The 20,936-nt window shown below is 45.1% G+C and carries 18 protein-coding genes and 1 tRNA gene; 13 read left to right on the forward strand and 6 right to left on the reverse strand.

The window, feature by feature from the left end; genetic code table 11:
- Positions 1-113 precede the first annotated feature (113 nt).
- On the forward strand, positions 114-1,343 hold the full coding sequence (gene fliB, locus EL341_RS15510; RefSeq protein ID WP_126468138.1) for a flagellin lysine-N-methylase: 1,230 nt from the start codon (positions 114-116) through the stop codon (positions 1,341-1,343).
- A gap of 85 nt (positions 1,344-1,428) precedes the next feature.
- Here the strand turns inward: fliB and groL are convergent, their stop codons facing one another.
- The 3 genes from groL to EL341_RS15525 all read right to left on the reverse strand — a co-directional run bounded on the left by groL (position 1,429) and on the right by EL341_RS15525 (position 4,078).
- Positions 1,429-3,075, reverse strand: a complete 1,647-nt coding sequence (gene groL, locus EL341_RS15515; protein WP_047782136.1) for a chaperonin GroEL — start codon at positions 3,073-3,075, stop codon at positions 1,429-1,431.
- 54 nt (positions 3,076-3,129) lie between these two features.
- Positions 3,130-3,423, reverse strand: coding sequence for a co-chaperone GroES (locus EL341_RS15520; protein WP_047782137.1), 294 nt, complete (start codon positions 3,421-3,423; stop codon positions 3,130-3,132).
- Between the two features lie 184 nt (positions 3,424-3,607).
- On the reverse strand, positions 3,608-4,078 hold the full coding sequence (locus EL341_RS15525; RefSeq protein WP_126468139.1) for an FxsA family protein: 471 nt from the start codon (positions 4,076-4,078) through the stop codon (positions 3,608-3,610).
- A 410-nt stretch (positions 4,079-4,488) separates the two neighbouring features.
- Between EL341_RS15525 and aspA the strand changes: the two genes are divergently transcribed.
- From aspA to EL341_RS15550, 5 genes are all read left to right on the forward strand, one after another.
- Positions 4,489-5,913, forward strand: a complete 1,425-nt coding sequence (gene aspA, locus EL341_RS15530) for an aspartate ammonia-lyase (protein ID WP_047782139.1) — start codon at positions 4,489-4,491, stop codon at positions 5,911-5,913.
- A 147-nt stretch (positions 5,914-6,060) separates the two neighbouring features.
- The gene (locus EL341_RS15535; RefSeq protein ID WP_047782140.1) at positions 6,061-7,362 is read left to right on the forward strand and encodes an anaerobic C4-dicarboxylate transporter; all 1,302 of its coding nucleotides are present in this window, start codon (positions 6,061-6,063) and stop codon (positions 7,360-7,362) included.
- Positions 7,363-7,499: 137 nt separating this feature from the next.
- Positions 7,500-7,844 carry a divalent cation tolerance protein CutA gene (gene cutA / locus EL341_RS15540; RefSeq protein ID WP_232036571.1) on the forward strand — a complete coding sequence of 115 codons (345 nt, stop codon included), beginning with the start codon at positions 7,500-7,502 and terminating at the stop codon, positions 7,842-7,844.
- Positions 7,820-9,589, forward strand: coding sequence for a protein-disulfide reductase DsbD (locus EL341_RS15545; protein ID WP_126468140.1), 1,770 nt, complete (start codon positions 7,820-7,822; stop codon positions 9,587-9,589). The genes cutA and EL341_RS15545 overlap by 25 nt, the downstream gene beginning before the upstream one ends.
- Before the next feature lie 110 nt (positions 9,590-9,699).
- Positions 9,700-9,775 (forward strand) — tRNA-Phe (locus EL341_RS15550).
- A 39-nt stretch (positions 9,776-9,814) separates the two neighbouring features.
- On the opposite strand, the gene EL341_RS15555 is transcribed toward EL341_RS15550, so the two are convergent.
- Complete coding sequence (locus EL341_RS15555) at positions 9,815-10,513, reverse strand: RluA family pseudouridine synthase (RefSeq protein WP_074824285.1); 699 nt, start codon at positions 10,511-10,513, stop codon at positions 9,815-9,817.
- A gap of 188 nt (positions 10,514-10,701) precedes the next feature.
- Between EL341_RS15555 and EL341_RS15560 the strand changes: the two genes are divergently transcribed.
- Both EL341_RS15560 and EL341_RS15565 read left to right on the forward strand, forming a co-directional pair.
- Positions 10,702-11,184, forward strand: a complete 483-nt coding sequence (locus EL341_RS15560; RefSeq protein ID WP_074824287.1) for a cold-shock protein — start codon at positions 10,702-10,704, stop codon at positions 11,182-11,184.
- A 403-nt stretch (positions 11,185-11,587) separates the two neighbouring features.
- Positions 11,588-12,196 carry a LysE family translocator gene (locus EL341_RS15565; RefSeq protein WP_074824289.1) on the forward strand — a complete coding sequence of 203 codons (609 nt, stop codon included), beginning with the start codon at positions 11,588-11,590 and terminating at the stop codon, positions 12,194-12,196.
- A gap of 189 nt (positions 12,197-12,385) precedes the next feature.
- Here the strand turns inward: EL341_RS15565 and EL341_RS15570 are convergent, their stop codons facing one another.
- Positions 12,386-13,393, reverse strand: a complete 1,008-nt coding sequence (locus EL341_RS15570; RefSeq protein WP_175474944.1) for a LacI family DNA-binding transcriptional regulator — start codon at positions 13,391-13,393, stop codon at positions 12,386-12,388.
- Positions 13,394-13,474: 81 nt separating this feature from the next.
- Positions 13,475-14,038, reverse strand: a complete 564-nt coding sequence (locus tag EL341_RS15575; protein WP_126468141.1) for a D-lyxose/D-mannose family sugar isomerase — start codon at positions 14,036-14,038, stop codon at positions 13,475-13,477.
- Positions 14,039-14,252: 214 nt separating this feature from the next.
- Here EL341_RS15575 and EL341_RS15580 point away from each other — a divergent pair, with 214 nt between their 5' ends.
- The 5 genes from EL341_RS15580 to EL341_RS15600 are packed head-to-tail and all read left to right on the forward strand — an operon-like array spanning position 14,253 to position 20,436.
- Positions 14,253-15,290, forward strand: coding sequence for an NAD(P)-dependent alcohol dehydrogenase (locus tag EL341_RS15580; protein WP_047782155.1), 1,038 nt, complete (start codon positions 14,253-14,255; stop codon positions 15,288-15,290).
- A gap of 3 nt (positions 15,291-15,293) precedes the next feature.
- Positions 15,294-16,805, forward strand: a complete 1,512-nt coding sequence (gene xylB / locus EL341_RS15585; RefSeq protein WP_074824295.1) for a xylulokinase — start codon at positions 15,294-15,296, stop codon at positions 16,803-16,805.
- Positions 16,802-18,304: a sugar ABC transporter ATP-binding protein gene (locus tag EL341_RS15590; protein WP_074824298.1), complete on the forward strand. Its 1,503-nt coding sequence runs from the start codon at positions 16,802-16,804 to the stop codon at positions 18,302-18,304. The genes xylB and EL341_RS15590 overlap by 4 nt, the downstream gene beginning before the upstream one ends.
- A gap of 44 nt (positions 18,305-18,348) precedes the next feature.
- Positions 18,349-19,389 carry an ABC transporter permease gene (locus EL341_RS15595; protein ID WP_047782158.1) on the forward strand — a complete coding sequence of 347 codons (1,041 nt, stop codon included), beginning with the start codon at positions 18,349-18,351 and terminating at the stop codon, positions 19,387-19,389.
- Positions 19,390-19,440: 51 nt separating this feature from the next.
- The gene (locus EL341_RS15600) at positions 19,441-20,436 is read left to right on the forward strand and encodes a substrate-binding domain-containing protein (RefSeq protein ID WP_373876102.1); all 996 of its coding nucleotides are present in this window, start codon (positions 19,441-19,443) and stop codon (positions 20,434-20,436) included.
- The last annotated feature ends 500 nt before the right edge of the window (positions 20,437-20,936 follow it).

Here is a 20,936-nt window from a genome sequence, read left to right on the forward strand (position 1 = left end):
TAGGTTTATTGCTTAATAACAATAAAAACTATATTAACTCAAATAATATCAATTGAGGTATTTACCATTATAAAATAAATCCGTACTATAATTGCATAAGGAAATTATATAGCTTGGATAAGTTTCGGATGAATATTATCAATATATATGAGCCTGAATATGTTCGCAGGTTTCAATGCAATGGTGGTGGATGCTTATGCACGTGCTGCATTGGTAAAGAGATCCCGCTGGATAAAATCAGTTCCCGCTCTTATCTGAAAAGCAAAGATAAAACGATTCGCGCCGTTGCTCAGCAAAATATCCATTTAGAAAAAATCGATCCCGATAATTGGGGAATTATTCATCTCACCAACGATAACTACTGTCCATTTTTTGAGCGCGATCGCAGCTATACCTACTGTCGTATCGGTGACTCTGGTAATTGTCATACTCGACCTAAATTTTGTATCGACTATCCTTACGTCAATATTCGCTGGAAAAATGAGTTACGTAAAAGTCTGGCAATAGAATGCCCGGAGGCCTGCGGTCAGATTTTAATGAGCCAGACCTCTATCTGGGTGGAATCCCATAAGAATATCGCCGCACGTAGTCAATCACCGCTCAACGATGTTTATCAGTTGGTCAATTCAGAATGTATCGCCATTGCATTACGTCCAGAATTAACGCTATCTGAAAGGCTATTCGCCATTGGCCAAATCGTTCTTTCGTTAAATAAAGACGACTATACCAACAAGAAAATGCTCAATCAGACGAAAGAAAAAATAAAGGCGCAGATGGCGTTACTGACGCAGTCATTTATCAAAACCAGTATGAGCCAAATTCCTCATGACTATCCAAAGCAATGGCAGCTGTTTGCCCGGATTGGTGCCCAAGTTTCTGCACTGGCCAATACGGAAACCGTACCAACCATGGAAACGTTTTGGCAATCGGTGCATCAGGACATTATGGAGCAATCGTCGGAAAGCGGGGCACAAAAAATAGCCGAATTAGAGAACACCTGGAAACGTATCGCGCTGCCGGTAGTGAATGATTTTCCGCACATTGTGACCAATTATCTGTTTTATCGCCTGTATCACGACGGCTTTCCCTTCCACGCCAAAATGGATGAGCACGAAAGCTACTATCAGTTGGTCACTGACTGCTTTATGTTACGCAATCTCACCAGTTATTGGGCGATGATGTATTCACAGCTGAGAAAATCTAAGCTGATTGATATTGTGAACATTTATCACCGCTGGCGTCGGCAATATACTGGCGCATTAATTCAGTCGGCAGAAAGTCTGAAAGAATGTGGTTATTACCATCCGGATAGCATTATTCAGTTATTGCACCATCAGGAATAAATAGAATCACTCACGAACTGAAGATATAAAAAAACCCCGATTTAATCGGGGTTTTTATTATTCAGAAAGACTGAATGGAGGGGAATTACATCATTCCGCCCATACCACCCATGCCGCCCATACCGCCAGCGCCACCCATGTCTAACTTCTCTTCTTTTGGCAGATCGGTCACCATACATTCGGTAGTGATCATTAAGCCAGCGATTGAAGCTGCATATTGCAGAGCTGAACGAGTAACTTTAGTTGGATCCAGGATACCCATATCGATCATATCGCCATACTGTTCAGTTGAAGCGTTATAACCGTAGCTACCTTCACCCGCTTTAACGTTGTTAGCAACAACAGATGGTTCTTCACCGGCGTTAGCAACGATTTGACGTAATGGCGCTTCCATTGCACGTAGAGCAACGCGAACACCAACGGTCTGATCTTCGTTATCACCTTTGGTGTCAGCAATTTTAGCAGCAACGCGGATTAACGCTACGCCACCACCAGCAACCACACCTTCTTCAACCGCAGCACGAGTTGCTTGCAACGCATCTTCTACGCGAGCTTTCTTCTCTTTCATTTCGATTTCAGTTGCTGCGCCAACTTTCAGAACCGCAACACCGCCAGCTAATTTAGCTACGCGCTCTTGCAGCTTCTCACGGTCGTAGTCAGAAGTTGCTTCTTCGATTTGCTGACGAATTTGGGTTACGCGGCCTTTGATTGCACCTTCATCGCCCACACCATCGATAATGATAGTGGTGTCTTTGTTGATAACAACGCGTTTTGCCTGACCTAAATCTTCCAGAGTAGCTTTTTCTAACTCTAAACCGATCTCTTCAGAAATAACGGTACCACCGGTCAGTGTAGCAATGTCTTGCAGCATGGCTTTACGACGATCGCCGAAACCAGGTGCTTTAACCGCTGCAACTTTAACGATGCCGCGCATGGTGTTAACAACCAGCGTAGCCAACGCTTCACCTTCAACGTCTTCAGCCACGATAACCAGTGGTTTACCTGCTTTAGCAACCGCTTCTAATACCGGCAGCATTTCACGGATGTTAGAGATTTTCTTATCTACTAACAGAATGAATGGGCTTTCCAGTTCAACAGCGCCAGTCTCTGGCTTGTTGATGAAATAAGGAGACAGGTAGCCACGATCGAACTGCATACCTTCAACAACGTCTAATTCGTCTTCCAGGCCAGTGCCTTCTTCAACGGTAATAACGCCTTCTTTACCTACTTTTTCCATCGCTTCTGCAATTAATGCACCCACGCTAACGTCGGAGTTTGCAGAAATAGTACCAACCTGAGCAATCGCTTTGGAATCAGAGCAAGGTACAGACAGTTTTTTCAGTTCTTCTACCGCTTTTACCACGGCTTTGTCGATACCACGTTTCAGATCCATCGGGTTCATACCCGCGGCAACGGCTTTTAAACCTTCAGTAATAATCGACTGGGCTAAAACAGTGGCGGTGGTAGTACCGTCACCTGCAGCATCATTGGCTTTGGAAGCAACTTCCTTAACCATTTGCGCACCCATATTCTCGAATTTATCTTCCAGCTCGATTTCACGCGCAACAGAAACACCATCTTTAGTGATCGAAGGTGCGCCAAATGACTTATCCAGTACGACGTTACGACCTTTAGGTCCCAGAGTCACTTTAACTGCATCGGCCAGAACATTTACGCCACGTAACATTTTTACACGAGCGTCATTACCAAATTTAACGTCTTTAGCTGCCATCTTTATGGTTTCCCTTAACTTTTAATTCAGTTCAAAAACAAGAGCGCTCTATAATTACGCTTCAACAATAGCCAGAATATCGCTTTCGGACATGATCAGGACTTCATCGTTATCGATTTTTTCAACTTTCACGCCATAGCCATCGTTAAAAATCACGACATCGCCGACTTTTACATCCAGAGCCTTCACATCACCGTTTTCCAGGATGCGGCCATTGCCTACGGCTAATACTTCACCGCGGGTAGATTTTGCCGCAGCAGAACCGGTAAGAACGATACCACCAGCAGACTTGGTTTCAACTTCTTTGCGTTTAACAATTACGCGATCGTGTAATGGACGAATTTTCATTGATAGCTCTCCTTTGAGAAGGTCCTTATCAGGTTAGGGTTAAGCCGGTATATGCATACCCGCCTTGTGCAACAGATATTGGGGGCATTTTCTCCCCTTCAAGGGGGGAAAGGTAAAAAAAACTCTACATTCGAGTGTTTGCCTAAATAACAGACAATGATAGGGTGAAAAAGCGCAACGACGTTTATTTACTCTTATCATCAAGATGTTTATTGCTATCGTCTTCTTTACGTTGAAACTCACCCTCAACCGTGTAGCCCTGTTGGCTATCTGACTGATAAGTTCCTGAAGTGGCGCGGAAAGTATGAATATAGGGCATCATTCTCAGGGTTAGCAGTTTTTGCACCGGCGGCAGCAGAAACAATAATCCTAAAAAATCGGTAAAGAAGCCGGGAATCAGTAACAGAAATCCCGCTAACAACAGTGAAACACTCTTCACCATTTCATTGGCTGGATTTTCACCCGAGGCCAGCTTCTCCTGCATTTGAATTAACGTTCTCATCCCTTGATGACGAACCAGCGAAACACCGAGGCAAGAGGTTAAGATAACCAGAATAAGCGTCAAGGCCACACCAAAAACAGCGGATACTTTAATAAAAACAGTGATCTCGATGTAAACCAATATAAACAGTAAAACAAGCGGCAACCAGCGCACAGAGGCTCCTTCCGGTAAGGTAAAATTAGATTGTTTTTTATCGCGTTACATCATGATGTTATATCAATAAATCGCAATAAGTAACATCATCATGATGTTTTGATAACCTATCATAAAAAAAACAGAAAGTAGTTTAATACACTAGTTATCTAGCTTTGATATAGTGACGACGTCTTAAAATTTCAACTCTGACGACAAAAACAACAACCTGTCATTTTCGTGACATAAATCACATTTATACCAACATTATTTTTTGTGATGTCAATAATCTGATCTAGGTTCATACTTTTAAAAAAAAGGCGCTTATGATCCTTACCTCAAGAGCACCAACGCTTCTAATTATAACTTGTAGTACTTAGCAACACAGTTTTTCTCTGTTTATTCATCTTGGTATATTAAAGAAGGTTTACATGTCAAAAAACATTCGTATCGAAGAAGACCTGTTAGGAACACGTGAAGTACCAGCCGAAGCTTATTACGGTGTTCATACGCTACGCGCCATTGAAAACTTCTATATTAGCAACAACAAAATCAGTGATATTCCAGAATTTGTTCGCGGCATGGTGATGGTAAAAAAAGCAGCAGCAATGGCTAACAAGGAACTGAAAACCATTCCTCGTGCAGTTGCTGATACCATTATTCAGGCTTGTGATGAAGTATTGAAAAACGGTAAGTGCATGGACCAATTCCCGGTTGATGTTTATCAGGGTGGTGCGGGTACTTCAGTTAATATGAACACCAACGAAGTTATCGCCAATATTGGTCTGGAAATCATGGGCCATCAGAAAGGTGAATATCAGTACCTGAATCCAAACGATCACGTGAATAAGTGCCAGTCCACTAACGATGCCTATCCTACTGGTTTCCGTATCGCGGTTTACGCTTCCCTGATGAAGCTGGTTGAGTCTATTGAAGTGCTTCGTGCCGGTTTCGATCGTAAATCAGAAGAGTTCAAAGATGTGCTGAAAATGGGCCGTACTCAGCTTCAAGATGCGGTTCCGATGACTTTAGGTCAAGAGTTCCACGCTTTCAGCGTACTGCTGAAAGAAGAAGTGAAAAGCATTAACCGTACCGCTGAACTACTGCTTGAAGTTAACCTTGGTGCCACGGCGATCGGTACCGGTTTAAATACACCAAAAGAGTACTCTCCTTTAGCAGTACAGAAGCTGGCTGAAGTGAGCGGTTTCCCGTGTGTTCTGGCCGAAGACTTAATTGAAGCAACGTCCGACTGTGGTGCCTACGTTATGGTTCACAGTGCGCTGAAACGCCTTGCGGTTAAAATGTCTAAAATCTGTAACGATCTTCGTTTATTATCTTCCGGCCCTCGCGCTGGCTTGAACGAAATTAACTTACCTGAGCTACAGGCTGGTTCTTCCATCATGCCGGCAAAAGTTAACCCAGTGATTCCAGAAGTGGTTAATCAGGTTTGCTTTAAAGTTATTGGTAATGACACCTGCATCACCATGGCTGCTGAAGCAGGCCAACTGCAGTTAAACGTGATGGAGCCGGTTATCGGTCAGGCGCTATTTGAGTCTATCCATATCCTGTCTAATGCATGTCACAACTTGGTTGAGAAATGCGTTGATGGCATCACTGCAAATAAAGAAGTCTGTGAAGCTTATGTCTTCGGTTCTATCGGTATCGTTACCTATCTGAACCCATTCATTGGCCACCATAACGGTGACATCGTCGGTAAGATTTGTGCTGAAACGGGCAAAACCGTACGTGAAGTAGTGCTTGAGCGCGGCCTCCTGACCGAAGCAGAGCTGGATGATATTTTCTCTATCAAGAACCTGATGCATCCAGAATATAAAGCGAAACGTTACGACGACTAATTTTTGCGAGTGACAAAAACTCATCAATAGGACAAAGGCATGTTACATAAAAAATTAACATGCCTTTTTATTATCCAAAGGAACTGGCCAGCCATTCATTTTGTGTTATCTCGCTTTATAACACCTATAAAATCAAGGAAATAATATATGTTAGCCGTACAATTCGTGATTGTCCTGCTGGCCATCTACGTTGGTGCTCGACTCGGTGGCATTGCCATCGGTTTTGCCGGTGGATTTGGTGTACTGGTTCTCACCCTTGTTTGTAAAATTAACCCGGGAAATATCCCATTCGACGTTATTCAAATCATCATGTCCGTTATCGCAGCCATCGCTGCGATGCAGGTTGCCGGAGGCATGGATTACCTGGTCAGTCTGGCGGCAAAACTGCTGCGTAAACACCCTAAGTACATTACGTTTCTTGCACCTATCGTCACTTACTTTATGACAATTTTTGCCGGCACTGGCCATACCGCATTCTCTACCATGCCGGTTATCGCTGAAGTCGCCAAAGGTCAAGGCATTCGCCCTTCTCGTCCGTTATCCATCGCCGTGGTTGCTTCTCAGATTGCCATTACCGCATCACCGATTTCTGCCGCAGTGGTATTTACCGCAGGCTTACTGGAGCCGGTTGGCGTCAGCTATCTGCAACTGTTAGGTATTTGTATTTCAACCACCTTTACCGCCGTCATGCTGACCGCTATTGTCAGTAACTTCCTCGGTTGTGAGTTAAAAGACGATCCGGTTTATCAAGAGCGTCTGGCAAAAGGTTTAGTCAGCGATATTAAAGTGACGGATATCGCGATCAAGCCCGGTGCAAAACTTTCCGTGGCGCTGTTTCTGATTGGTATTATTGCCGTAATGCTTTATGCAACGGCGATCAGCAGCTCCGTTGGCCTGATCGAAAATCCGATTCTGGGTCGTGACCATGCCATCGTGGTCTTTATGCTGACCATTGCCACCATGATTTGTATCTGCTGCAAAGTGGATACCAACGAAATTCTCAATGCCGGTACCTTTAAATCAGGCATGAGCGCTTGCGTTTGTGTGCTGGGTGTTGCTTGGTTAGGGGATACTTTCGTTCAAGCCCATATCGTTGATATCAAAGCGTTCTCCGGTTCTTTACTGCAAGAGCACTCATGGATGTTAGCCATCATCCTGTTCTTCGCCGCGACCCTGCTTTATTCACAGGCCGCCACGGCAAAAGCATTACTGCCAGCGGCACTGGCGCTGGGCGTATCTCCGGTTGGTATTGTCGCCTCATTCGCCGCCGTTTCAGCCCTGTTCGTGCTGCCAACTTATCCAACCTTGCTGGCCGCGGTTCAGATGGATGACACCGGTTCCACGCGCATCGGCAAATACGTATTTAACCATTCCTTCCTGATCCCGGGCGTTATTGCGATTACCCTTTCGGTACTGTTTGGATTTATCGTCGGTAATATCGTTCTGTAATTGTTCTGTCTAGCCTGAGGCATTCACACCTCAGGCTGCTTTCCCCCATGCCCATCGCTATTTACTGACAAACGCCCGTTCACCCCGTATAGTGTTTTGCTAAATGCAGTATGTTTTCCCGCCACGAGGTGAACATTATGACGTCCGCAATGACTGAAAATCACAGCATTAATACCACCATTGTCCTCTGCACCGCACCGGATGAAGCCAGCGCGCAAGAGCTTGCTACTTTAGTTCTGGGCGAAAAATTAGCCGCCTGCGTCACCATTCTACCGGGAGCGACTTCGCTGTATTACTGGCAAGGCAAGCTGGAACAAGAATATGAAGTTCAGATGTTGTTTAAGACCAATGCACAATGTCAGGAAAACCTGATGGCAATGTTAAAACAGCATCATCCTTATGAAACACCAGAGCTGCTGGCGCTACCCGTCAGCGCAGGCAACAAAGAATATTTATCATGGCTCGACACATCACTAAACTAATCGCTTTTTTCTGGCTTGGCTTATTTTGTACCGTATTTGGCGCTCAGGCGGCACTATTCGATAAATCTCCATCGCAAGGGAAATTTATTGCCGTCGATCAAGCCTTTGCTTTTGATTTCAGCCAGAATAACCAACATCTCACCCTGAAATGGGATATCGCGCCCGGTTATTACCTCTATCAGCACCAGATTAAGATTGTCCCACAAGAGGCAGAGATCGCCCCCTATCAGCTACCAAAAGGCCATAGCCATACCGATAGCTTTTACGGCGATACCATTATCTACCAGCAATCCTTATCCATCCCGCTGACGCTCACTCAGGCCAACAATGATGCTGAGGTGATCGTGAGCTATCAGGGCTGTGCTGAGGCTGGCTTTTGCTATCCGCCAGAAACGCGCAAAGTTCCGCTAAGTGCCATTACCGCAGCGTCAGCCCAAGGGGAAAGCAGTGCCGCGGTTAGCTCGCTGGAAAGTAGTCAAACCAATAGCCCACAAGATGCGGAAGCAACCCCGCTTCCCTTTTCTCCCCTCTGGGCTCTGGTGATCGGTATCCTTGCTGCCGCAACGCCTTGTGTATTGCCAATGTACCCACTGATTTCCGGTATTATTCTCGGCGGTCAGCAGCGTTATAGCCTGACCCGTACCTTCTTTCTGGCGTTAGTCTACGTGCAGGGAATGGCCTTGACCTACACGGCGCTGGGGGTAGTGATTGCCGCTGCCGGTATGCAATTCCAGGCCTATTTTCAGCATCCTGTGGTATTAATTGGTTTATCGCTACTGTTTATCCTGCTGGCATTATCTATGTTTGGGGTTTATACCCTGCAACTCCCCTCTTCTCTGCAAACCAGAATTACCGGATGGAGTAATCACCAGAAAGGCGGTTCTCCGCTAGGGGTGTTTATTATGGGCGCTCTGGCCGGATTAATTAGCTCCCCTTGCACTACCGCGCCGTTAACCGCCATTCTGCTGTATATCGCCCAAAGCGGTAATTTGTTAGCCGGCGGCGGTACGCTTTACCTCTATGCATTAGGCATGGGGATTCCACTGATACTGGTTACCCTATTTGGTAATAAGGTTCTCCCACGCAGTGGTCCGTGGATGCAGTATGTTAAAGAAGGCTTTGGTTTTATCATTCTGGCGTTACCGGTGATTTTACTGGGTCGTCTGTATGGCGATGTCTGGGAATTACGCATGTGGTCGGCGCTGGGGCTGGCCTTCTTCGGCTGGGCATTTATTATCAGTTTACGCGCCTCTCAGGGTTGGATGCGCATCGTTCAGTTACTGTTTCTGGCGGCCGCGCTGATCGTTACCCGACCGTTACAGGATTGGGCTTTTGGCTCTTCTACGGCACAAACCTCAGTCAATGAACACAGTATGTTTAGCCAAATCAGTAACCGTGACGATTTACATCAGGCTCTGGCACAGGCCAGAGGTAAAACCGTGATGCTCGATCTCTATGCTGACTGGTGTGTCACCTGTAAAGAGTTTGAGAAGTATACCTTCAGCGATCGCTCAGTTCAGAATGCATTAGCCAGTTCTGTACTGCTTCAAGCGGATGTTACAGCCAACAATGAGCAGCATATCGCCTTGTTAAAGAAGTTTCAGGTTCTGGGTTTACCCACCATTCTATTTTTCGATAAGCAGGGTCATGAACTCACCGATTTAAGGGTGTCAGGCTTTATGAATGCAGAGCAATTTATCGCTCATTTGGAGAAGGTCAAACAACGCAACGACAGCGCTAATTGATGAAAATACCAGCAAACAATCGGCAAATTGACGGTTTGTTGTGCACTTCATCATTATCCGCATAAATTTCGTTGACGAACTCAACGTAATCCTGTTTAATGCGCCCCGTTGCCCGGATAGCTCAGTCGGTAGAGCAGGGGATTGAAAATCCCCGTGTCCTTGGTTCGATTCCGAGTCCGGGCACCATATTTAAAGAAACCAGCCTAAGGGCTGGTTTTTTGCTTTTCAGAACGGGCTGGCATGATGGGCTTTGACCCACTCTTCGCTGACGGGATGAACAAAATGCAGCTCACTGGCGTGCAGCATCAGCCGAGGTGTCCGTTCGGTGCCTGGTAGCAGGCGACCGCCATACAGGTCGCAGCCCCAAATAGGGTGGCCCAACTGCTGGCAGTGAATACGCAGTTGATGAGTGCGTCCGGTTTCCGGGGTTAGCTCTACCCGCGTCAATGGTAATAACTTCCCGTCTTCCAACTCATGATAAAAGCGTTCAACGACCTGATATCTGGAACGAGCGGGCTTACCGTGGATTAAGCAAATTGACATCAGCGGGAACAGCGCCGGGTCTTTGGCAATCGCCGCATCTATCACCCCTTGGTTGTTATCCAGATGTCCACACAGCAGTGCGCTGTATACTTTGGTCACTGTACGCTGACTAAACTGTCGGCAGAGCGCGGCATTGATAGCCTTATTGCGGGCAATCACCATCAATCCAGAAGTACCAAAATCAAGGCGATGAACCAAGGTGCAGCCGGGGAATATCTGTACCAGCCGATGATGCACCGAATCGAGATTTTGCGGATTTTTCCCTGAGAGACTGAGCAGCCCGGAAGGCTTATTGATAAGCACCAGATGATCGTCCTGATAGAGAATCTCTATCTCGTCATGGCATGACGGGGCAATAAAGGTATCGATAATCTTAGACATCAGGTTACCCGGATAGAGAGTGGAAGCGGATGATAACGAATTTTAAACCGACTGGCGAATCTGGTCGTTCCCCGCGCATCCCTGAAATTTATCATCTAGACTTGAACCAAAGACGTGGTCTGCGCAGCCATTGTGCTTTACACTGCGCGTTGCAAAAACTGAGTGGATAAACGATTAAGTAGGCGGTAATGGCAATGAATGGAACGATCACAACGTGGTTTGAAGATAAAGGTTTTGGATTTATCAAAGATGAAAACGGTGATAACCGTTATTTTCATGTGATTAAAGTTGCCAACCCTGAACTGATTAAGAAAAATGCGGCGGTAACTTTCGAACCCACCACGAATAACAAAGGTCTGTCAGCTTATTCTGTAAAAGTCATACCAGAAAGCAAATACATCTATATCGCGGGCGAGCGCATTAAACTTACGTCGATCAAGTCTTATCTGGTTTACAGTGAAGAAGTGTCAGCCGATAGCCATATTGATAAGGAAAATGTGGTGATGTCTGTGGGTATACTGATGAATAGTATCAGACCGAAATCAGCCACTAAGCCTGGTGAAATGCGTTCGCTGAAAAAACTAGCGATTACCACCTTTCAGGGTACGACGTTAATCTTCTCAGAAGATGAGATAGACGTAGATGCTACTGTGAAAATGCTCAAGGTCTGATGGCGTCATAAATCCGGTAGTGATGTCCTCTTATTGCTCTTAGTCGACTATCTGGGAGCAATCACCTCTTTCTACAAATCTGACACGCGTTTTGAAAATCCCTGTGTCCTTGGTTCGATTATTCGTCTCATCCATAAGGCTCCCCTCTGCGGAGTCAAGCTATGGCATTGTTCAAATCAAGGCACCTTCCCACAACTCCTGAATTCAACTAAAATCGTTGTTGTATTCAATATTATGACCTCGTCAGCGCTACGGAAGTCTACCAGTTCCTACCTGAATCCAGTGTTGGTTGGAGCCTATCTGAGGGCTCATCTTATTCGACGTTATTTTGGGATCGGTTCACTGTCTGGTAGAAGGATTAAGATTGGATCCCCCGATTCTAATTAACCCATGGAGAAGAAAAATGGAATTTGGGCTGATTTTTGCGATGAGCATGTTTTCACTGAGCATGTCCATCTCACCGGGTCCGGTGAATATGGTGACAATCGCCTCCAGTGCTAACCACGGTTTCTGGCGAACCTTCCCGTTCGTTTCTGGCGCAACTATTGGTTTCACTCTGTTACTGGTCTTCGTTGGATTTTGGTTCCTTGGGGTGATTGAGAACTATCCGATATTTTTCGAGTACCTCAGCCTAGGTGGTTCGGCTTTTATTATCTATGTCGGCTACAAAATTGCCTCGTCGCCTCCTGAGTTAGTGGTGGAGAAAAGCGATACTCCCAGCTTTATGCAGGGCTTCCTGCTCCAGTGGCTCAACCCCAAGGCGTGGATCGCCTGTGCCTCTGGCTCAGCACTATTTTCAACCCCGCAGACGCACACTACGTTGTTCACCTTCATCGTAATCTACTTCGTCATCTGCTATCTGTCGCTGGCGGCCTGGGCTGTATTAGGGGATAGAGTCTCAATGCTCCTCAATAGCGTACTGCGTATCCGTATCTTCAACCTCATTATGGGCGGCATGCTAATCTTAACCGCCTGCTACATGCTTTACTTACAGTTTTTCACTGCTAGCTAACTCAGTAAGCATAAATGAAATGAGTTGTTGATAACATTAATCATAGGTATTGGCAGCACGATAGGGAGACCAATCTGGCGCTTTAGATTAACAGGGCGTCATCAATGCCTAAATTGAGGCCACTAAGTTATTGGTACATTTAAAAAACCAGCCTTTAGGCTGGTTTCTTGCTTCTTCGAATAACGACCATTACAAACCCAGCTTACCTCTAACAATCACTTTCCCGGGTTTTGCCGCTTTATCTGATGCACGCCTGACCGCCATGCTGACAGCTTGCCAGGCAATTTCTTGCAGGTCGTGTGAGATGCAGGGGAAATTAAAGCCATAAATTGTGGCATAAGAGACTTCATCAATACTGAATAACGAAACATCTTTCAGCAGCGCTAATTGATGATTAATACACGACTTGATAATACCCAAAGAGATCTGGTTATTGCAGCCAACAAAATAGTCCGGTGCCTGATGATGCTTCAAATAGTGGTTGGTCGCGTTATAGGCTTCATTCATCAGAAAATCGGCATATAAAATTTCAATATTATCGACATTTCCCTGCAAGGCGGCCTGTAAGCCCGTCACTCTGTCTCTGGCAACGTTAGAGTCTTCCGGACCGGAAATAATGACAATGTTTTTCGCTTTCTGAGAAAGCAAATAGCGGCCAGCCTGCAAACCACAATCCAGATTATCAATATACACGCCACTACAGTGTTTAATATCCATTTCCCGGTCGACCAAAATAACCGGAATATTTAATAATTCTAACTGCTTAATATAATCAGGCCGATAAAAACGTTCGGCAGACACCACGGATAAAATGATGGCATCGACATTGTAGCCAATCAATTTATCAATAATACGGGCTTCATTCTCTTTTGATTCATAGGAATCAAACAGCAACGTATCATAACCCGCGCGATAAGCCTCTTGTGTCATCAGCTTTGCCAGCCCACCAAAGAATGGGTTGGCCATATCAGGACTGACAATCCCGATGGTGTTTGATGACTTGGCCCGTAAACTACGCGCCGCGGCATTCACCACATAGCCAATTTTATCAGCCGCTTCCAAAATACGCTTTAATGTATCGGGATGAACTTTATCTGGCTGAGAAAAAGCACGGGATGCGGTAATTTTACTAACATTCGCAATAGCCGCGACATTTTCTAACGTCACTTTTTGTGAACGATTATCTGCCAATTGCATCTCCTTATCAAAAAAGCATCATTTTGTATCATTATATTATCATTTAATCGATTCAGTCACGTAAAAATGACGTCAATACCATCAATCTTCTAAACGCTTTACCCGTGGATCGGTAAAAACATCGAATTCATCACGACTTTCGCTTGAAAACTCAGAAACTACGGCCCCATTTGGCCCAGCTTTAAACCAGTGTAGCGTATCAGGTGGGATCGTGTATTGTTGACCCGGTGTTAATACGATAAAACGATCGCAGCGATACCACTGCTCATCACCTTCTGGCGGGCTATAAATCGGATTTCCTTGTTTATCTTGATTTAATGTTAACGAATCATCATCCACCAACAAATAAACCTCTCCCCAACGGCAGCGGAATGTTTCCTGCTTACCCGTTTTTCCTTCAAAGGGAGGATGTCTATGCTCCGGACAGACCTGATTGGGAAAGAGCACCAGCTCTTTGGCACAATATCTTGCGTCATTAAAGTATGTCAGTAACTGTAACCCTGAACGTGGATAGTCAGGTAATCCGAAATGCGCAATTTCAATATTATTTTTTTCATTATCAGTCAGTTGAATATGTGTTTTCAATAAAAACTCAACCGTTTTCTCTTGATATTGTTTTTTCACGGCCAACCGTTTGTTATTCATTTCTACTCTCACACCACAATGATATCGATATCATTATAGGGTAAAGGATAATGATGATAATGTGATGAATGAGGCTATTTTTCGGTTGTATTTTACAAAAAACTCCACCATTTAATAGAAATTTAACCTACATCACATAAACACACTAAATTTCGATCTAATATCCGAATCATTGCAATGATATCGATATCATAAAAATGAAACGGAGAAGATCATGAAAGCATTAGTATTAGAAAAAGCAGGCAAAATATCTATCCAGGATTGGCAAAGTCCGGAAGTTCTCGGCGACAATGATGTTGAAATTAAGATTCATTCCGTTGGTATCTGTGGCAGTGATGTCCACTATTATCAACATGGACGCATTGGCCCATTTATTGTTGAAAAACCGATGATCCTTGGCCATGAGGCATCCGGTACCATCACTGCGGTAGGTAACAAGGTTTCTCATCTGAAAGTGGGCGATCGGGTTTGTATGGAACCCGGTATTCCTAATCTGCAATCGCCTCAATCACGCGATGGTATTTATAATCTGGATCCTGAAGTCCGTTTTTGGGCTACTCCACCAATTGACGGCTGCTTACGTGAGAGCGTCATTCACCCTGCGGCGTTTACCTTTAAGCTCCCTGAAAACGTCAGTTTTGCCGAAGGCGCTATGGTTGAACCACTGGCAATCGGCATGCAGGCAGCCACCAAAGCAGAAATAAAACCCGGTGATATCGCATTAGTTATCGGTTCTGGCACTATCGGTATTATGACCGCCCTTGCCGCGCTGGCAGGCGGTTGCTCCGATGTTGTTATCTGTGATGTGTTCGACGAAAAACTGGAAGTCGCCAAACAATATTCAGGCTTACATCCGATCAACAGCAAAAACGCCCAAGCGCTTACCGATAAAATCAATGAGCTGACTGAAGGTAGCGGCGTGAATGTTCTGTTTGAGTGCAGTGGTTCAAAAGCGGTTATTGCCAATATTTCTGAACATATCGCCCCGGGCGGAATCGCGGTTCTGGTGGGTATGCCCATCGATCCGGCACCGCTGGATATTGTCTCGGCACAGGCTAAAGAGATTACCTTCAAGACCATTTTCCGCTATGCCAATATGTACCCGCGTACCATTCGGCTACTGAGCTCCGGTAAACTGAATGTTCAGCCATTACTTTCAGCGACGTTCAAATTTAACGACAGTATTGCTGCCTATGAACGTGCTGTAGAAGGTCGGCCGACTGACGTCAAAATTATTCTGGAAATGGAGTAACGCATGACGCTCTATGCCGGGATCGATTGCGGTACGCAAAGTACCAAAGTTGTCATCGTCGATAGCCAAAAAGCGATTATTTTGGGTGAAGGCAGTGCGCCTCACCCTATTATCAGCGATTCATCAGGTCGTCGTGAGCAACATGCCCACTGGTGGACTGATGCATTAGAATCCGCTTTTGCACAGGCTATTCAGAACGCTGGCATCATTGGAACAGAAATTGTGGCCCTTGCCGTATCAGGCCAACAACACGGATTTGTGCCATTAAATAGTCAAGGAGAGGTGTTAGCACCAGCCAAACTCTGGTGTGACACTGAAACCGCGTTAGAAAATCAGCAAATCATTGATGCGCTGGGCGGGCCTCAAGCCGCACTGGACCAATTGGGTTTAATGCCGCAAACCGGTTATACCGCATCAAAAATATTATGGTTCAAGACACACCAGCCAGAGTTATGGCAGCAATTAAGCTGCGTCTTACTGCCACATGACTACTTAAATTTCTGGTTAACCGGCAAGCAAATCGCTGAATATGGTGATGCATCAGGGACCGGATTGTTAAATATCCGTACGCGCCAATGGGACGATCGCGTGGTCAATCTGATTGATCCTGAAGGTCGTCTCAGAAAGGCATTACCCGATCTGATTGCGGCAGAAACCTGCATCGGCACCGTGCTGCCAGAGATTGCTGAAAAACTGGGTATTTCCGCCACTACCAAAGTTGCCACCGGCGGTGGCGATAATATGATGGCGGCGATAGGCACAGGGAATATTTCCCCTGGTATTATTACCATGAGCTTAGGCACATCAGGCACCCTGTTTACTTATTCAGATACGCCTGTGGTGGCGGACTCCGAAATGATCGCCGGATTCTGTTCATCCAATAATGGCTGGCTGCCGCTGATTTGTACCATGAACGTCACATCAGCCACCACCATCATTCAAAACTTTTTGGATCTGGATATTCATGCGTTTAATGATGCATTAAATCAGAGCGAACCCGGCGCAAATGGGTTGATGATGCTGCCGTTTTTTAACGGTGAACGCGTTCCGCCCCTCCCCCACGCCAAAGCCAGCTTACACAATCTGGATGGTTGTAATTTAAACCCGCAAAACTTAAGTCTGGCAGTAGTTGAAAGTGCCACTTATGGATTACGTTTTGGCATCGATCTGTTCCGCCAGCAAGGCATTGAGACCAATGAGATTCGTCTAACTGGCGGCGGTGCCCGCAGTGAAAAATGGCGGCAGATTGTTGCCAATATCATGGCAACACCGGTGGTATGCGTAACGCATAAAGAAACAGCGGCGCTTGGCGCAGCTATTCAAGCCATCTGGTGTAACACGCTGACCGAGCAAGATGATAAATCAGCCTTATTAGCCAACCTCTGCCAGAAATTTGTCCATCTTGATGAAACAACCCACGTTGTTCCTGATGCTGACATGGTTTCTCGCTATGAAGTGCTTTATCAGGATTATCTTTCGCTGCTAAAAGCGGAGTACCCAAAGGTGCCGTTATGACAACATCAATGGATAATCAGACTCATGAGCTTCTTCGTGTTACCGGGGTAAAAAAATCTTTTGGCCCGGTGGTCGCACTGAAGAATGCCCAATTCAGCCTGAAAAAAGGATCTATCCACGCCTTATGTGGCGGAAATGGTGCGGGTAAATCAACATTTCTCAGTATTCTGATGGGATTTATCCAGCCGGATGCCGGTGAAATCACCGTTAAAGGCCAACGCCATGAATTCCATCATCCAAAAGATGCGTTAAAAGCGGGTATTGCTATCGTTCAGCAAGAACTAAGTACTATCCCTGACTTAACAATCGCAGAGAATATTTGGTTAGGCCGTGAACCCAGGCGCTGTGGCTTAGTTGACTTCAAAAAAATGAATCAGCTCACCGCAGAACTGATGGACGATCTGCACTTTACCCTTTCACCCACTGAAAAAATGCGTAATTTAAGCGTCGCTGAACAGCAGTTAGTGGAAATCGCCAAAGCGCTATCTCATGCCGATGCTGACATCATCATTATGGATGAACCCACATCAGCCATTGGTGAAGAAGATGCACAGAAAATCTTTGATGTCATCACGCGACTGGCTCAAAAAGGCAAAGGGATTATTTATGTTTCCCACCGACTGTCTGAAATCTTCCAGATAGCGGATACCTTCTCCATCTTCCGCGATGGCACCTTTATTACCGAAGGTGCCATTGCTGATATCACCCGTGAACAATTGATCGAACACATCATCGGCGGTGAATTTAAAGATGAATTTGCCAAGTTCAATCAGCCGACTGATGAAACCATCATGAATATCAGTAAGCTAACCTGGAATAATAAAGTCAAAGATATCAGCCTGACGCTAAAAAAAGGCGAGATCTTAGGCATTTATGGCTTGGTTGGCTCCGGGCGCAGTGAGTTTCTCGATCTTATTTTTGGTATTGAACACGCCACCAGCGGCTCGATCCATATTAAAGACCAACATTTACATCACCATTCCCCTCAAGATTCCATTAAAGCGGGGATAGCCTACGTGACGGAAGACCGCAAAGACACCGGATTAATGCTCTGCCGTTCAATTAATGAAAATATTAATATCGCCTCTTTTTCCGCTATTAGCCGGGCAAGTTTTATTAATGAGAAAAAAGAGCAAAACCGATCAAATAAAATGATCAAATTATTTAACGTCAAAACCCCCGATGCCGATCAGCTCGTTGGCAACCTCAGTGGAGGAAACCAGCAAAAAGTGGTACTAGGCCGTTGGGCTCTTCTCGATCCTGACGTGATGTTATTAGACGAGCCGACCCGAGGTATTGATGTCGGCGCTAAAAAAGAGATCTACCGGTTTATGTCTGAATTCGCCTTACAGGGTAAAGGCATCATTATGGTGTCTTCTGAATTATCCGAAATCATTGGCATGAGCGATCGCATCATCGTCTTTCGTGACGGTGATATGGCCGGTGAGCTTTCCGCCAAAGACGCGACACAAACAGAACTCATGAAGCTCGCCGTTTAAGACATTAATTTTCGTATTTATTTTAAAAACCAAGAGAAAAGACAATGAATAGCACTTACTCTGCACCAGCATCGGGAATGTCTTTTTTAGCCCGTAATAAAAAAAATATGCATAAGTATGGCATTATCATGGCCTTTTTTGCGCTCTGCCTGATTGTTGCCGTGGTTGGGGAAATCCAGGTTGCTCGAGGAGAATGGACGAATAACTACTTTCTAAGTCAGGATAATATGTTGATTGTCCTGCGTCAGATTTCCATCAACGGCATTCTGGCGATCGGAATGACGTTTGTCATTATTACCGCCGGTGTTGACCTGTCTGTTGGCTCGGTACTCGCTCTCAGCGGTATTGTTGCCGCCCGCTTTGCCACCACCAATGCCGGACTCTCGATTGGCGATACCGCCAATGCCGTGATGGTGCCGATGATCATTGCGCTAGGCATCGGTATTGTGTGTGGTTTGATCAACGGAACCATTTTAGCCCGATTCAATTTACAGCCTTTCATTGTCACCATGGGAATGCTATCTGCCGCCCGCGGCCTGACATTATTAACCACTGACGGCAACCCCGTTTCACAGCTAAACAGCGATTTTCGCTGGCTCGGCAATGGCTATATTTTTGATATTCCGGTGCCGGTTGTGATCTTGGTGGTGATCTTTGCGCTGGCATGGATTGTGCTGAATAAAACGACCTTTGGCCGCTACGTCTACGCTGTCGGTGGTAACCCGAAAAGCGCCAGAACCTCAGGTATCAGCGTTATCAAAATTAAAATTCTGGTTTATACCCTGTGTGGTGCTCTGGCCGGGATCGCAGGTTTAATCCTAACCGCCAGAACCGGCTCGGCACAAACCAGCGCTGGTAGTGCCTACGAATTAGATGCTATTGCCGCCGTTGTTATCGGTGGAACCAGTATGTCAGGGGGTATCGGTAACCTTGTAGGAACCCTGTTCGGCGTACTGATTATTGGCGTGATGAATAATGGATTGGATTTGTTGGGCGTGCCTTCTTACTACCAACAAATTATTAAAGGCGCATTAATTGTTATTGCTGTACTACTCGACCCGTCACGTAAGCAACGACGTGATTAATATAATAAATAACAACACCCTACAGATAAAAAAGGAACAACAATGAAAAAAATGACAAAAATTGCTGCTCTGACTTCCGCACTATTCGTCAGCAACATGGCATTTGCGGCACAAGATAATCCGGTCAAAATTGCGGTTTTGATGTACGGCATGAAGGCTGAATTTGTACAGCTGATGGAAAAAGCAGCGAAAGAGCATCCAGCAGTCAAAAGTGGCGCAGCAGTGATCACGGTTTATGATGGCCGCTACGATCCAATGGTACAGAATAATCAGGCTGAAACTGCTATTCAGACCAAAACAGACGCCATCATTATTAATCCGATGGATTATGAAGCAAACATCGATGTCGTCACTATGGCAAATAAGGCAAAAATCCCCGTCATTGTAACGAATGCGCGGTTAAATACCGATAAAATGACCGCTGAAGTGGTTTCTGATGACGTGCTCGGCGGTTATATGGAAGCCAAAGCGGTACTGGCAAAAATGAACTGCGAAGGTAATGTTGTCATCATTGAGGGACCTAAAGGCGGTAGCGGTGAAATTCAGCGCGGTGAAGGAAATGACAAAGCGATTGCTGAATGTGGTGCGGGTAAAGTCAAAGTCCTCGAGCGCAAAACCGCCAACTGGTCTCGCGCAGAAGCCATGCCACTGATGGAAAACTGGTTACAGAAACACCGCGGTAAAATTAACGGCGTTATCGCTCAGAATGATGAAATGGCATTAGGCGCCATTGAAGCCATTAAAGGTGCCGGAATTGATGTTAACACCATCGCGATTGCTGGCGTTGACGGCGTTTCAGATGCCATTCGTTCAGTCCAAAGTGGCGAAATGGTTTCCATCCTGCAAGATGCCAACGCACAAATGCAGGGTTCGATTGATATCGCCATGAAATCCGTTAAGGGTGACAGTTATCAACCACAGTCTGCAATCTGGAAACAATATGCCGATAAACTGCAATGGAATGAAGGCAAAGATAAACGCTATGCTATTCCATGGACAGTGGTGACCGTTGAGAATGCCCAGCAATTACTTGATGCTCGTAAGTAACGGTTAATTCATACTAATATCACAGCGGGTCATATGACACGCTGTGATTTATTGAAATCCCGACTCTCCTACCCTTCCTTTTTCGCCATTCCAGCGCATCATTCAAATAACATCACCACACTACGTATAAAAACAAAAACCACAAATCCAACATATACAAACTTGACTTTTTAAATCCCAACACATTTTCACTTAAAATAAAAGATAATCTAAAAAACTGAAAATTGCTTATGGATAATATGATTATTAAAACTATTCCAGTTAGAATAAAAAACACTAAGAGTTAATTATCAATAATAGAAAATCTCATTTATTCAAAGTAAATCAATTAAAAAAAATGAAATATTATTCAATGATCAACTTGAATAATATTAGAAAATAAACAATAAATATCATGTAGTTAAAATGAAACTTGGCGATTATACAATCTAGTTACCTTGATTTAAAAACAACATATTGATAATTGACACCCAACTTTCCTTTCGTTTACATTATTTTTT

This window comes from Pragia fontium (assembly GCF_900638655.1).
GTDB classification, from domain to species: Bacteria; Pseudomonadota; Gammaproteobacteria; order Enterobacterales; family Enterobacteriaceae; genus Pragia; species Pragia fontium.

Coding starts and splice junctions, on each gene's coding strand:
- groL (WP_047782136.1), bottom strand. CDS start 3,075: ATGGCAGCTAAAGACGTTAAATTTGGTAATGACGCTCGTGTAAAAATG.
- EL341_RS15520 (WP_047782137.1), bottom strand. CDS start 3,423: ATGAAAATTCGTCCATTACACGATCGCGTAATTGTTAAACGCAAAGAA.
- aspA (WP_047782139.1), top strand. CDS start 4,489: ATGTCAAAAAACATTCGTATCGAAGAAGACCTGTTAGGAACACGTGAA.
- EL341_RS15535 (WP_047782140.1), top strand. CDS start 6,061: ATGTTAGCCGTACAATTCGTGATTGTCCTGCTGGCCATCTACGTTGGT.
- cutA (WP_232036571.1), top strand. CDS start 7,500: ATGACGTCCGCAATGACTGAAAATCACAGCATTAATACCACCATTGTC.
- EL341_RS15545 (WP_126468140.1), top strand. CDS start 7,820: ATGGCTCGACACATCACTAAACTAATCGCTTTTTTCTGGCTTGGCTTA.
- EL341_RS15555 (WP_074824285.1), bottom strand. CDS start 10,513: ATGTCTAAGATTATCGATACCTTTATTGCCCCGTCATGCCATGACGAG.
- EL341_RS15560 (WP_074824287.1), top strand. CDS start 10,702: ATGGCAATGAATGGAACGATCACAACGTGGTTTGAAGATAAAGGTTTT.
- EL341_RS15565 (WP_074824289.1), top strand. CDS start 11,588: ATGGAATTTGGGCTGATTTTTGCGATGAGCATGTTTTCACTGAGCATG.
- EL341_RS15570 (WP_175474944.1), bottom strand. CDS start 13,393: ATGCAATTGGCAGATAATCGTTCACAAAAAGTGACGTTAGAAAATGTC.
- EL341_RS15575 (WP_126468141.1), bottom strand. CDS start 14,038: ATGAATAACAAACGGTTGGCCGTGAAAAAACAATATCAAGAGAAAACG.
- EL341_RS15580 (WP_047782155.1), top strand. CDS start 14,253: ATGAAAGCATTAGTATTAGAAAAAGCAGGCAAAATATCTATCCAGGAT.
- xylB (WP_074824295.1), top strand. CDS start 15,294: ATGACGCTCTATGCCGGGATCGATTGCGGTACGCAAAGTACCAAAGTT.
- EL341_RS15590 (WP_074824298.1), top strand. CDS start 16,802: ATGACAACATCAATGGATAATCAGACTCATGAGCTTCTTCGTGTTACC.
- EL341_RS15595 (WP_047782158.1), top strand. CDS start 18,349: ATGAATAGCACTTACTCTGCACCAGCATCGGGAATGTCTTTTTTAGCC.
- EL341_RS15600 (WP_373876102.1), top strand. CDS start 19,441: ATGACAAAAATTGCTGCTCTGACTTCCGCACTATTCGTCAGCAACATG.